Below are 13214 nucleotides of genomic sequence, written 5' to 3' on the forward strand. Positions count from 1 at the left end.
TCAATTTTAGGCAGCGCCGCTTATGCCAAATCGACGGGCCAAACTTCCGGAGCGCGCAGTGAAGAGAATATGAAGGCCCACTGCCGGCAGCCCGCCCCTCAAAATCCACGTAGAGGCTGGATTGGGCAACTATCCCGCGGTGAAGAGTCTTACCTTGGCCGCTTAAATCACCTAATTCCACCGCATGAGCACGGTAATCATTAACAGTCTTGAGGAGCTGGAACAGTACGAGGGTCAGGACCTCGGCATATCCGAGTACCACACCATCACCCAGGAGCAAATCAATCAATTCGCTGCTGCCACCCTGGATTTTCAGTGGATTCACACCGACCCCGAAAAGGCAAAAGCTGAGTCACCCTTCGGTGCTACCATTGCCCACGGCTACCTCACCGTGGCGCTGCTGCCCTATCTCTGGACCCAGGTTGCGCAGATCGAGAACCTGAAAATGCAGGTCAACTACGAGATTGAGGCCCTGCGCTTCAACCAGGCCGTGACGGTCAACAGCGAGGTGCGGCTGCGGGCCAAGGTGCTGACCGTGAAAAATCTGCGCGGCACGGCCAAGGCCCGAATTGAGGTAATAATGGAAGTAAAAGACGCGAAAAAGCCGGCCTTCAGTGGCATTATTACATTTCTCTACCACTTCCTATAGGGCACGCAGGGCTGCCGCGCCTGGCTTACAACTCCGGTTCAGCTTTCGCGTACATCCAACGCTTCCCACCTGGGCATCGTAGTCCCGCGCGGCAGCCTCCTATTGCATGCTCAAATGGTTATTCTGCAGCGTCTGGGCCCTGTTGCTCGCGCCGCTTTCCGCCTCTGGCTATTCGGTGCTCACCCACCAGGCCAATATTGACTCGACCTGGAAACGATGCTTGGCGCCGCTCTTGCAGCAGCGCTACCCCGGCGCCACCGAGGAGCAGCTGCTTGAAGCCAAGGCCTATGCCTACGGCGGCTCCATCATTCAGGACATGGGGTTTTACCCCTTTGGTTCAGAGCTCTTTACCAATCTGACCCATTACGTGCGCTCGGGCGACTTCGTGCGCAACCTGCTCGATGAGGCCCAGGACCGCAACGAGTATGCCTTTGCCCTGGGCGCGCTGGGCCACTATGCGGCCGACATCAACGGCCACCCCGAGGGCACGAACAAAGCCATGCCGCTGGTGTACCCGGAGCTGGGGCAGAAGTTTGGCCGGAACATCACCTACGTGGAAGCGCCCAAGCAGCACACCCAGCTGGAATTTGCCTTCGACGTGGTGCAGGTAGCCAATGGCCGCTACCGCACCAGCGACTACCAGCGCTACGTGGGCTTTCAGGTAAGCAAGCGGGTGCTGGAAGTGGCCTTCAAGAAAACCTACGGCCTGGAGCTGGGCAAGGTCATTTTCAACGTGGACCTGAGCATCGGGTCCTTCCGCTTCGCCGTGCGCCAGCTGATTCCGGTAGCTAGCCGGGCCGCCTGGCAGTCCCAGAAAAAAGAAATCCGCAAACTCAGCCCCCTGGCCCGCCGCCGCGAGTACGTGTACCAGGAGAGTGAGCGAAAATTCCGCAAGCAGTTCGGCACGGCCTACGAGCACCCCGGCACCGGAGCCCGGATTCTGTCGTACTTCGTGCGGGTAATGCCCAAGATCGGGCCGCTCAAGCCCTTTGCGTTTCGGCCGCCCACGCCCGAGGCCCAGGAGTTGTTCAAGGCCAGCTTCCGGCAGGTAATTATTAAGTACTGCGCCCTGGTCGAGCAGGAGCCCAAAGACACCCTGGGCACCACGCCGGCACCACGCCTGGCCAACGCCGACTTCGACACCGGCCACCAAACCAAAGCCGGCGAATACGCCCTGGCCGACGAAACCTACGGCGAATGGTTGCGGACACTAGCCAAAGAGAAGTTCGACGGCATCAGTGGCCCGCAGAAGCAAAATATCCTGGCTTTTTACGGCACTACGCCCAAGGAACCCAAGGACGAAGATGAGAAGGAAGCCGCCAAGCGCAAGGAAACCCAGGAGGCCCTGCAGCAGCTCCGGACGCTGGAAGTGAAGTAGTGCAGGCAGCCAGGTGGTGTCTTGAACGTCAAACGCACCAGCTAGCGCCACTGGCAAAAACAGGTAGAGCTTAAGTGAACAGCCACTGCATAGCCGCACCTTCATCCCCAAACAGTCGCAGCTGGTAAGGCCGCTCGGCCGATAAGCCGTAGGTCAGGTACTCTCGCTGCTGGGCATCCGAGTCGTAGATGGTCAGGCGGGTGGGGGAGCAAAGCACGGCAATACGCAGCGGAAGCGGGGCCAAGCGGGTGCTGGCCAGTGGGTAAAAAGTATAATTGGTCCACTGGCCCAGTTCGGGGTTGAGCTGGTCACGGCGCCGCACGTCCAGCAGCCAGCGGGCTACGCCATGTTGTTCGGCTTCCTGGAGCACGGCTTCAAAATCGGCTTGCAGCTGGGGTACGGGCGCATCGCCGGGCCAGCGGACTATCAGCAGGTGCAGGTCGGGGCGGTAGAGTATGCTGCAGGCAGTGGGCGGAGAACCGGACATTCAGGAAGGCTAGCCGAAGCTTCGGGACGAAGTACGAAAGGCCCAAGATAGGAAAAGCGCCGGAGCTCAATGTGCTGAGTTCCGGCGCTTCTTCTCGGAGTGGTTATCGGTTACCCGCCTTGCTGCTGCACCAGCCCGCTACTCAGGCGGCGGAGCACGATTTCGGCCTGCTTGGCCTGAAAGCGGATGTCGAGCAGGCGCACTTCGGCGTCGAGCTGGGTGCGCTGAGCTTCGCGCAAGGCCAGGGGCGTAAGCAAACCCAGGCGGTAGCGTTCCAGGGCAATGGCCACGTTTTCGCGAGCCAGCAAAATGTTGGCTTCTTCCAGCTCCAGCAGCTGCAGGCGGTTCTGGTACTGGGCATAGGCCTGCTCGGCCTCGGCTTCCAGGCTTAGCTGCGTCTGGCTGAGCTGCAATTGGCTCTGCTCTTCCCCGATGCGGGCATTTTGCTCCAGGCGGCGGCGGTTGAAGCCGTCGAAAATCGGCACGGAGGCCACCACGCCGTAGTTGAGGCCGTAGTTGCGGCTGGTGTTGGTTACGAGCTGGCTGCCGAAGAAAGCGGCACCGTTTACGTTGCGGTTCAGGCCGTAGCCCGAGGTCAGACCGATCTGGGGGAAGCGGGAGGCGCGCACCAGCTTCCGGTCGTAGGTAGCCACTTCGATATTGGTGCGGGCGTTTTGCAGGCGGGGTTGTTTTGCTGAATGGCCTGGGCCACGGCGTCACGGTCCAGGTTGCGGGCCACCACAATGGAGTCGGCGGGCTGGAAGTTGAGGCGAGCGGAGCGGCCCAGCAGGTTGTTGAGGTTGATTTTGGCCGTGGCTAAGGCTTCCTGCTGCTGAATCAGGGCCGACCGGTCGGCATTGAAATCCACGCGGGCCGTGAGCACCTCTACCTTGGCACTCACCCCCACATCCACCCGGGCCTGGGTCAGGTCGATGCGGGCCTGGCCGATTTTCAGGGCCTCCTCAATCGACTTGATTTTGCCCGATTCGCGCACCACGGCAAAGTAGGCGCTGGTAATATCGGCTACGGTTTCCTCCAGCGTGGCGCGCGTGAGCTGCTGCTGACTCTGATTCAAGGCCTTGAGCCGGTCGTAGGCAATGAACATTCCGAACCCGTCGAACACCGTCCAGGTGGCGGCCACGTTGGCATTGAGCTGGTTCGACAGGGCGTTGCTGGCCGTGCTGGGCTCCGGTCGGCTCGAGGACTCCTGCCGCACGTTGTTGCGGTTGAAGTTGCGGGTCAGGTTGCCGTTCACGGTGGGCAGCTGGCCGGCATTGCCGCGGGTCACATTGTTTTCGGCAATCTGCTCGTCGGTGCGGGCCAGGCGGATGTTGTAGTTGTTTTCCAGCCCAATGCGGATAGCTTCGGCCAGCGTAAGTGGGGCGGCCGGGGCCACCGTTTCGGGCTTTTCCGTCTGGGGCTTGGCCGTCGGCTGCAACGTCGGGCGCCCGGCCGGCGTGGTGGGCTGCTGGGCCAGCACGGGCAGCGGCAACGCCAGCAGCAGCCAGGCACCGAGGTGTTGAAAGTAGCGGGAAGAGGAAGGAAACTGCATTCGAAACGAACTACAAACAAATAGAGGGAAAAGCCGGCGCCTGCCGCGTACGGGCAAAGCTGGCTTTGCGGAATAGGTTAAGCGGTTACGGCTTGCTTCTGTTCAACTTCTTCCGGCTTGGGCTTGTGGTTTTTGGCCGTGGCGAAATATGAGTACATCACCGGCACTACGTACAGCGTCAGGGCCGTGGCGAAGAACAGGCCGCCGACCACGCCGATACCCATGGCCCGCCGGCTCAGGGCGCCCGCACCGGTGGCAATGGCGATGGGCAGAATACCCAGAATGGCGCAGAGCGAGGTCATCAGGATGGGGCGGAAGCGGGCCGTCGCGCCTTCAATCAAACCGGTCATGTAGTCCTTGCCGTTCTCGACCTGCTGGTTAGCAAATTCCACGATGAGGATACCGTTCTTGGTCACCAGGCCCACCAGCATGATAATGCCGATCTGGGAGAACAGGTTGAGCGTCTGGTTGAAGTACCACAAGCTAAGCAAGGCGCCCGACAAGGCCAGCGGCACCGTCACCATGATGATGATCGGGTCACGGAAGCTTTCAAACTGGGCGGCCAGCACCAGATAAATCAGGATAAGAGCCAAGCCGAAGGCAAAGAGCAGCGAGGAGGAGCTTTCCTCGAAGTCGCGGGAAGCACCCGACAGCTCGGAGGAGAAGGTGTCGTCCAGGTTTTTCTCCGCAATGCTGCGCATGGCCGCAATTCCGTCGCCGAGGGTCTTGCCCGGGGCCAAGGACGCTGAGAAGGTGGCCGAGTTGTAGCGGTTAAAGCGGTAAAGCTGGGGTGGGGTGCTGCTCTCCGTCAGGCTGATAACGTTGTCGAGCTGCACCAAAGAGCCGTCGGCGCTTTTCACCGAGAGCAGGCGCACGTCGAGCGGCTGGTTGCGGTTTTCGCGCGCCACCTGCCCAATAATCTGGTACTGCTTGCCTTCCCGGATAAAATAGCCAAAGCGCTGCCCGCTGAGCCCGGCCTGTAGCGTCTGGCTGATGCTTTGCACCGACACACCCAGGCTTTGGGCCTTTTCGCGGTCAATATTTACGCGCAGCTCGGGCTTGTTAAACTTCAGGTTCACGTCCACGAACTGGAAGGTCGGGTCCTGGCGGGCGGCATCCAGAAACTTCGGTACGGCGGCCCGCAGCTTGTCGAAGTCCTGGGTCTGGATAACGAACTGCACCGGCAAGCCGCCCCCCCCACCACCGCCGCCGATGCTCTGGTCCTGCGAAACGGACGTGCGGGCCGCTGTCAGGCGCTTCACGCCCGCGCTGAGGCCGGCGGCAATCTGGTCCTGGGTGCGGGGGCGCTGGTCGGCATCAAGCAGCAGCACCCGGGCTGTGCCGGAGTTGGAGCCGCCGCCGAAACCAGGCGAAGTCACGGCAAACACGCTGCTCAGGCTTTTGTCGCCCGCCGAGTCCATGGCCATTTTGGTAACCTGGGCCATGTAGGCGTCCATGTACTCGAAGGAAGCTCCTTCCGGACCCGTGGCGTTGATATTGACGCGGCTACGGTCTTCTACCGGGGCCAGCTCCGAGGGAATGGCGCCCATGAAAAACCAGATGCCCACGCCCGTGCCGGCCACCACCAGCCAGGCCAGCCAGCGGTTGCGCAGGAAGGTTTGCAGGCTGTCTTGGTAGCCGCCAATCATGCTTTGGAAGAAGGGCTCAGTCTTGCGGTAAAACCAGTTGTGGGTTTCCTGGCGCTTGAGCAGCAAGGAGCACATCATCGGCGTCAGGGTCAACGAAACGAAGGCCGAAATCAGCACCGAGCCGGCCACCACAATACCGAATTCGCGGAACAGACGGCCGGTAATGCCCGTCAGGAACACCACCGGCAGGAACACGGCTGCCAGTACAATGGTGGTACTGATAACGGCCATCAGAATTTCCTCGGAGCCGTGGATGGCAGCCGTTTTGGGGTCTTCGCCTTCCTCAATGCGGGAGTAAATGTTTTCCAGTACCACAATGGCGTCGTCGACCACCAGGCCAATGGCCAGCACGATGGCCAGCAGCGTCAGCACGTTGATAGAGAAGTTGAGCAGGTACATCACGAAGAAAATACCCACCAACGACACCGGAATGGCTACTACTGGAATCAGCGTGGAGCGCCAGTCGCGCAAAAACAGGAAGATGATGATAACCACCAGCACGAAGGCCTCAATGATGGTGTGCTCCACCTCGTTGATGGACTTGCGGATGAAGACCGAGTTGTCGAAACCCGGCTTGAGTATTAGGTCCTTGGGTAAGTCCTTGCCGTAGAGCTCAATCCGCTTGTTGAATTCGTCGGCAATGTCAATCTGGTTGGAGCCGGGCTGGGGAATGACGGCCAACCCCACCATTGGCACGCCATTTACTTTGAAGATGGTCTGGTCGTTTTCGGGGTAGAGCTCGGCGTAGCCCACGTCGGAGAAGCGCACCAACGACGACTCATCCTTGCGGATAATCAGGTTGTTGAAGTCCTCTACCGAGGTCAGGCGGCCCATGGTGCGCAGCGTGAGCTGGGTATTTTGGCCCTGCACGGCGCCACTGGGCAGCTCCACATTTTCCCGGGTAAGGGCGGCCTGCACGTCCACGGGGCTTACGCTCAGGGCCGAGAGCTTCACGGGGTCCATCCACAGGCGCATGGAGTATTTTCGCTCGCCGTACACCCGTACTTCCGACACGCCCGGAATGGTCTGCAGACGCTCTTTGAGCGTGTTGTTGGCGTAGTCGGTCAGCTCCAGCAACGTGCGCTGGTTGGAGCTGAGGTAGGTCATGACAATGGGCTGGGAGTCGGCATTGGCCTTGCTCACGATGGGCGGGTCAATGTCGCGCGGGAGGCGGCCCTGCGCCCCCGAAACTTTGTCGCGCACGTCGTTGGCGGCCGTTTCCAGGTCGGCATCGAGGTCAAACTCGACCGTAATCTGGGTGCGGCCGTCCCGGGAGTTCGAGGTCAGGTTTTTGATGCCCGCAATGCCGTTGAGGGCTTCTTCGAGCGGCTCGGTTACCTGACCCTGCATTACGTCGGCCGAGGCCCCGGTGTAGCTGGCCGAAACCGTAATAATAGGTGGGTCCACACTCGGGTATTCCCGGATGCTGAGGTAGCGAAACCCGATGACGCCGAATATCACGATGACGAGACTCATCACGATGGCGAGGACCGGGCGGTTAATGCTGGTGGATGATAAGCTCATAGGTTATTGCTGCAAGGGTAGGCGCCGGGTCTGGCAGTACACGGCCCCGCCAAATTGTGCGGCAACCCTTGGCAGACCCGGCGGAAAATCTATTTGGTCACGCGTACCGCGTCGCCAGGCTTCACTTGCAGAATGCCGGTGCGAATTACGGAGTCCCCCACGGCCAAGCCGTCGGTAATCTGGATTACTTTATCGGAGCGAATACCAATCTTTACTTTCTTCGGTACCATCTTGCCGGCTTGTACGGTGTATACGCTGTAGCCGCTGGCCTCCGGAATCACCGATTCGGTCGGCACCTGCAGCGCGTCGGTCGACTCGCCCAATTGCAGGTTTACTTTCACGAAAGCGCCGGGGCGCAGCTCGTTGCTGGCGTTGGCGTAGCGGGCCCGTACGGGTTGGGTCCGGCTTACCGGGTCAATCTGCGGGTCAATGGCGTAGACCTTGGCGTCGTACTTTTTGTTGGTGCCTTCGTCGGTTACGCTTACCACGTCGCCCACGCGCACATTGGAGGCAAAGCGGCCGGGCACAGCAAAGTCAATCTTGACTGGCCGCACGCGGGAGAGGGTCGTAATTTCAGTGCCGGGGCTTACGTAGGTGCCCACAGTAGCAGTGGTCAGGCCTAACACGCCGTCGAAAGGAGCCCGCACGTAGGCTTTGGCCAACGACGCTTGCAGGGCTTTCAGGTCGGCCTGAGCCGTCAGGAGCTGGTTGTTGGCCTGCTCGTATTCCTGGGCGCTGATGTATTCTTTGTCCAGCAGGGTGCGCTGCCGCTTTTCCTGGTCCCGAAACAGCTGAATGTTGTACTGCTGCTTGCGAATGGCGGCCTGGGCTTCATCGGCGTTGATGCTGAACAGCAGCTGGCCCTTGCGCACGGGCTGTCCTTCGCGGATATTGAGGCTGGTAATCTTGCCCGACAGCTCGCTCTTAATCACCACCGCCTCATCCGGCATTACCGAACCCGTAGCGGCTACTTCGTCCGAGAGATTGGTGGGCTTCACCACGTACACCTGCACCGGCAGCTTTTGGCCGCCGCCCTTGGCCCCGCCTGCCCCGCCGGGGCCACCTTTGCCGGCACCGCCCCCGGCCGCGCCGCGGCCGCCACCGCCACCTTTGGCATCGGCGTTAGGAGAGGGGAAATACTTGATTTTGATAAAAGCCAGGGCGGCAATAACAGCCACCGTTAGTACAATCCACAACACTTTGCGCCCAGGGCGCGACTCAGTTTGTACCGTTTCTTGTTCGTATTGCATGTATAAGGGGATGTTTCCCAACTCGATTCAATCCGTAGCTGCCTTCGTAGCCGGCTGACGTTCAACAACGACGGGCCGCCCGGAAGGGTTCGGCCAAATCCTGCGGTCCATTTTGGCCTAGCCAGTAAGACCTGTTTCCAGCCCGCAGGTTTAAAGTTGTTAACAGGGGGTAAGACACAAAAAAAGCCTGCTGGTTGCAGGCTTTTTTTGTGTAGCGCGGGGCTACTTACATAGCTTTGGCGTTGATGTAGTTCTTAGCCAGGTTATTGAGCAGCGTGTCGGTAGCTTGCTCTTCCTGCAGCGTCTGGCGCAGCAGCTCTGCCGACTCCGTGTGACCTAGGCGCAGGGCATAGTGGGCGGCGGTGCCGTAGCCGGCAATTTCGTAGTGCTCTACGCGCTGGGCGGCGGCAATTAGGGCGGCGTCTTTTACCTCGTCGGTAGCATCTTCGGCAATGGTTTCCTTGCCTTCCGCTACCAGGCCCTGCATGGCTTTGCAAGTATGGCCGCTCAGCTCAAGGCCCAGGCCGCGCCCGATTTGCTCAAGGCGGGCCACCTGATTTTTGGTTTCAATCAGGTGCTGGTCGAAGGCCTGCTGCAGGCGTGGGTCGCGGGCTTCCTTGGCCATATCGGGCAGGGCCTTGGTCAGCTGGGTTTCGGCGCTGTACAGGTCGCGGAGTTGTTCTTGGAACAGGTCGTCGAGGCTTTTGAGTTTGTCAGACATAGCAAGTAGGGTAGTGGGTGAGGAAAGAAAAGATTGGGTCCTGCCGTGCAGGAGTATCCCTCTACGGGCTTAAACCCAGGAGGTTCGCCTGCCGAAACCTAGTGTTGAGCTTGCCTGAACCCGTATCCTGCGGCTCATTTCCCCGTACTTGTAGCCCTATGAAAACCCCGAAAGAGCCCACTGAAGCCCACCGCAACTTCTTCCGCGACGTGCACGACGTGGTGCGCCTGATTCCGCGCGGCCGCGTGACCACCTACGGCGCCATTGCCCACTACCTCGGTGCCCGGCACGGGGCGCGCATGGTGGGCTGGGCCATGATGGCTGCGCACCCCAGCGTAGGTCCGGAGGCTATTCCGGCCTACCGGGTCGTCAACCGGCTGGGCCTGCTCACGGGTCGGCAGCACTTTGCCACGCCCACGGCTATGCAGGATTTCCTCGAAGCTGAAGGAATTCAGATTGTCGACGACCAGGTGCAGGACTTCAAAACCCGTTTCTGGGACCCGAGCACCGAGCTGAGCTAGCGGCGGCCCAGGCGGTTGCGGAATTTCTTGACGTAGAAAATTCCCTCCTTGGGTATCACCTTCTTAAAAGCCGGCGCCGCATCGACGGCCGTTGGAATCGTGCATTCCAGGTAAGTGGCGACGGAAAAGTCGGGCACAAAGCTGTGACAGGCTTGCTGGGTGCCCTGTGCACAGAGCTCAATCTGGCGGCGCCGGTCGTTCCAACTCAGGGCCAGGTAGCTGTTGGGCAGCAAGGTGCCGGCCTCTTTGCCATTGACCAATACCGTCAGGGCCTGCGTGGGCGCGGCATCGGGGCGGCGGTACAGGTAAATAGCCGCGGTATCGGCCCGGGCAAAGCCGTCCTTATCGACTGTAACAGAAGCCGCCGTGGCCAGTACCCGCCCCGTAGCCAGGTGCAGTTCGTAGGGGCGGGGTTGCCCCCCGGATATGGCCCCGGCCAGCGCCCCACCAACTAAGCCGCCTACCACTGCTGCCGTAGCTACATCCGACGAATTGGCGGGCGTAACCCCGGTGAAGGTATAGGACTGGCCCTGGGGCCGAAGCTCAAAAAAGTTGCCGCGGTGCCAGATGTAGAGCTTTTCGCCGTCGCACATGCCCCAGACGTTACGCACCGGCCGCTCGGGCTTGTCGGGGCTCATGTAGAGGTAGTGGGCGTCCACGTCGTCGGCGCCGGCCCATTGCTTGCCGGTGCGGGTCCGATGCGTGAGCACGAATGGCTCCTGGTTGATACCCGGCTGATTGGCCTGAAACTCGGCAAAGGTCTGGTAAATGCCCCGGCGCGGGGGCTCGGTTTGGATGGGGTAACGCAAAGCCATAAGGCCGCCTTGCCCATTCAGTACTTCGGCTTCGGTCAGCAGGGCTCCTACGGCTGAAGCATTAGCAGGCACCGTTGCTAGCGTAAGCAGACTGTGTTGCAGACCCTGGGAAAGCAGCCCCGCGTGCTTGCTGGTAACGTCCAGGCCACTACTTTCCAGGGTTTCGGCGTGAGTGGCCAGCACAGCATACGTATCGCCGCGCTTTTCCAGAAAATCAACCATGAGCTCGACTGTGCCAGTTTCGGCTGTCGAGCGGATATCCTCACCGATGCTCAGCACGTGAAACCGCATGCTTACGGGTCGCGCATTGCCGTTGGGCTGGGTCCGCTGCACCGGAGGCAACAAAGCTGCTTCCAGGGGTGCCGCAAAATCAGCTGACGTGAGGGTGTTATCTAGGCCCTGATATACCGTTCCCAGGCGCGTACGGTCTGGGCGGGCATCAATAATTCGTGTTACCCGGTATTGTCCCGAGGCCTCTAAGGCAATGGGCTGCTTGTTAAGGTCAACGATATAGGTTTGGGCTGCTACCGAATAAGCACTGGCGCTGAAGAGTAATAGCAGTACGCTGCTAACAAAATTAGGCATGTATAAGCAGATAGAACAAAAAACAAGCGGCGCGCTAACAAAGCAAGCCACGTAAAAACCAGGGTAGAAAAGGACTGTAGTAAGTCGTCGGCACAACAAAAACGCCATCGGGGCCGATGGCGTCAGAAGGAAAGGAAGGGCACGCCCAGTGGTTACAGGATAGCCATACTCGGGCGGGGTGCATAGCCGGCCGCGGCCAGAATGGCACCGCGCACTTCTTCCGGATTGGCATTCTTGAGCAAGTAGCCGTGGGCCCCTTCACTGTGCAGACTGTCGATGAGTTCGGGCTCGTCGTGCATGGAAATGATAACAACCCGCACACGGGGGTACTGGGCGCGCATCAGGCGTACAGTTTGCAGGCCATCCAGCGTGGGCATCTGCAAATCCATCAGTACTACATCGGGCACAATGCCTTGGTCAAGGTGTTCAAGAAGCTCCTGACCGTCACCGGCTTCGAAGAGCACTTCCATATCGGGAAAGCCACTAATGAGGGCCCGTAGTCCTTTACGAAATAGAATATGGTCATCAACGACGGCTAAGCGGATGATAGGTGCGCTCATATAGAGGTAGTTAGGGCGGGCTTTTGATCGACGGGAAGATACGGAATAGGGAAGGAAATCCAAACTTTGCTGCCCGCACCTGGCGCCGATTCGTGGCGCAGTGTGCCGTGGAGTACTGCCACCCGACTGCGTAAGTTGGTGAGCCCTAGTCCTGTACGAGCGCCTGCCGTAGGAGGAAGGTCACCGGCGGCCGGGTCAAAGCCCACGCCATTGTCACGGTACTGGAGCGAGAGATAGTCGGGGCCAAAATCGATGCTCACCTCAATAGTGTCGGCGTGGGCGTGGCGCAGCCCGTTGCCCAGTAGCTCCTGCACCACCCGAAATACAATCAGTTCCCGCTTGGGGTCGAGGCGGCGGGGCTGACCACGCTGTTCAATGATGACGTGCGTGGGCCCATCGGCTGGTACGGTACGGGCCAGGGCGTCGAGGGCGAAGGGTAGACCGAATTTTTGCAGGGCCGCCGGCAGTAGGTTGCGGGAGATGCGGCGTACTTCCCCAATGGCCTGGTCGAGCAGGGCGGTGGCTTCCTCGGTAAGACTAGGCTGGCCAAGCGTGCTCAGGTGAAGCTTGGCAATGGCCAGGGTAGTGCCCACACCGTCGTGCAGGTCGGCGGCAATGCGGCGGCGCTCCTCTTCCTGGGCTAGTAGGGCTGCTTCCAGAGCCTGCTGCTGGGAGGCGTCGCGCACCTGCCGGAGCTGTTCTTGCTGACGCAGCAACCGCCGCTGATACCGCAGCACGAAACCCACAATGCCCAAGGCCAAAAGCAGCAGTACCGGCGTAGCCAGCATCACGGGAAGCAGCCAGCTGTTCATGAGCGGGAGTGGTATGATAACGACTGGCCCGCGTACCAAAACGCCAGCGCAAACAACACGTACTGAATAAGATTAACCATAGAATTGAGGGTATAAATCACCTGATGGCTCGCATAATCAGCGGGTGCAGAAAGCTTGTTGACGAACACATACAGCAGTACGGTACCCGAAAAATACAAAACTACCGCGGTACTTACCAAAAAAAGTGGGTCCTGCTCCAAGCGGATAACGCGGAGCTCGTTGAGCAGCTGCTCGAAATAAAGCAGGGCCAGCCCAATGAGCAGGGCACTTTGCAGCACATGGGTGTAGGAATTCATCTGGTGCAGGCCTTCCAGGTACAAAGAGTCCAGAAGAGCAAACGCAGTGAAAGCCACGACTACGGCGGGAAGCAGGCGCCGTAGCGCGGGTGAAGTCAGGGTGAGGTAATAAATGCGCAGAAACAGCAGGGTCTGCACCAGTGTAAACAAGTGCCAGAGGCTAATGCTCCACACCGGCCAGTACAATTCCACCAGGCTCGAAGTCAGCAGCACGATTTCCGTAAATGCCAGGTAGCCCGTCAGCAGCCGCAGGGTAGTGGGTAGTCGGGGCCAGCGCCACACCCCCAGCCCCAGCGGCAGCAGTACTACCAGCCCGGCTATCTGCTCCAGATATTCACAAACCGTAAGAAGCCACGAAGGAATCTGCATGCAAGGCGTGGCAAAGGAGGGTGGT

At 59.9% G+C, this 13214-nt stretch carries 13 protein-coding genes; 3 read left to right on the forward strand and 10 right to left on the reverse strand.

Translation table 11 applies throughout. From position 1 onward, the window contains the following. The first annotated feature begins 184 nt into the window (after positions 1–184). Positions 185–649, forward strand: a complete 465-nt coding sequence (locus MUN80_RS11300) for a MaoC family dehydratase (RefSeq protein ID WP_244723826.1) — start codon at positions 185–187, stop codon at positions 647–649. A 106-nt stretch (positions 650–755) separates the two neighbouring features. Beyond that, on the forward strand, positions 756–2027 hold the full coding sequence (locus tag MUN80_RS11305) for a zinc dependent phospholipase C family protein (RefSeq protein WP_244723828.1): 1272 nt from the start codon (positions 756–758) through the stop codon (positions 2025–2027). Positions 2028–2097: 70 nt separating this feature from the next. On the opposite strand, the gene MUN80_RS11310 is transcribed toward MUN80_RS11305, so the two are convergent. The 6 genes from MUN80_RS11310 to MUN80_RS11335 form a co-directional block, all read right to left on the reverse strand. Beyond that, positions 2098–2514 carry a hypothetical protein gene (locus tag MUN80_RS11310; RefSeq protein ID WP_244723830.1) on the reverse strand — a complete coding sequence of 139 codons (417 nt, stop codon included), beginning with the start codon at positions 2512–2514 and terminating at the stop codon, positions 2098–2100. Positions 2515–2624: 110 nt separating this feature from the next. Further along, positions 2625–3167 (reverse strand): TolC family protein, encoded by a 543-nt coding sequence (locus MUN80_RS11315; RefSeq protein WP_511181482.1) that lies wholly within the window; start codon positions 3165–3167, stop codon positions 2625–2627. Beyond that, positions 3110–4066 (reverse strand): TolC family protein, encoded by a 957-nt coding sequence (locus tag MUN80_RS11320; RefSeq protein ID WP_244723833.1) that lies wholly within the window; start codon positions 4064–4066, stop codon positions 3110–3112. The genes MUN80_RS11315 and MUN80_RS11320 overlap by 58 nt, the downstream gene beginning before the upstream one ends. A gap of 77 nt (positions 4067–4143) precedes the next feature. Beyond that, complete coding sequence (locus MUN80_RS11325; RefSeq protein WP_244723843.1) at positions 4144–7239, reverse strand: efflux RND transporter permease subunit; 3096 nt, start codon at positions 7237–7239, stop codon at positions 4144–4146. A gap of 89 nt (positions 7240–7328) precedes the next feature. Continuing rightward, positions 7329–8489: an efflux RND transporter periplasmic adaptor subunit gene (locus MUN80_RS11330; RefSeq protein ID WP_244723845.1), complete on the reverse strand. Its 1161-nt coding sequence runs from the start codon at positions 8487–8489 to the stop codon at positions 7329–7331. A 226-nt stretch (positions 8490–8715) separates the two neighbouring features. Next, positions 8716–9210 carry a YciE/YciF ferroxidase family protein gene (locus MUN80_RS11335; protein ID WP_244677908.1) on the reverse strand — a complete coding sequence of 165 codons (495 nt, stop codon included), beginning with the start codon at positions 9208–9210 and terminating at the stop codon, positions 8716–8718. Positions 9211–9368: 158 nt separating this feature from the next. Here MUN80_RS11335 and MUN80_RS11340 point away from each other — a divergent pair, with 158 nt between their 5' ends. Next, complete coding sequence (locus tag MUN80_RS11340; RefSeq protein ID WP_244723847.1) at positions 9369–9731, forward strand: MGMT family protein; 363 nt, start codon at positions 9369–9371, stop codon at positions 9729–9731. On the opposite strand, the gene MUN80_RS11345 is transcribed toward MUN80_RS11340, so the two are convergent. The 4 genes from MUN80_RS11345 to MUN80_RS11360 form a co-directional block, all read right to left on the reverse strand. Next, positions 9728–11131, reverse strand: coding sequence for a hypothetical protein (locus MUN80_RS11345; protein ID WP_244723849.1), 1404 nt, complete (start codon positions 11129–11131; stop codon positions 9728–9730). The genes MUN80_RS11340 and MUN80_RS11345 overlap by 4 nt on opposite strands. Positions 11132–11283: 152 nt before the next feature. Next, complete coding sequence (locus MUN80_RS11350) at positions 11284–11691, reverse strand: response regulator (protein WP_244723851.1); 408 nt, start codon at positions 11689–11691, stop codon at positions 11284–11286. Continuing rightward, positions 11688–12503 carry a sensor histidine kinase gene (locus MUN80_RS11355; RefSeq protein ID WP_244723853.1) on the reverse strand — a complete coding sequence of 272 codons (816 nt, stop codon included), beginning with the start codon at positions 12501–12503 and terminating at the stop codon, positions 11688–11690. The genes MUN80_RS11350 and MUN80_RS11355 overlap by 4 nt, the downstream gene beginning before the upstream one ends. Beyond that, positions 12500–13189, reverse strand: coding sequence for a hypothetical protein (locus tag MUN80_RS11360; RefSeq protein ID WP_244723856.1), 690 nt, complete (start codon positions 13187–13189; stop codon positions 12500–12502). Before MUN80_RS11360 ends, MUN80_RS11355 begins: the two co-directional genes overlap by 4 nt. Positions 13190–13214 lie beyond the last annotated feature (25 nt).

It is taken from the genome of Hymenobacter cellulosivorans (assembly GCF_022919135.1).
GTDB lineage: Bacteria > Bacteroidota > Bacteroidia > Cytophagales > Hymenobacteraceae > Hymenobacter > Hymenobacter cellulosivorans.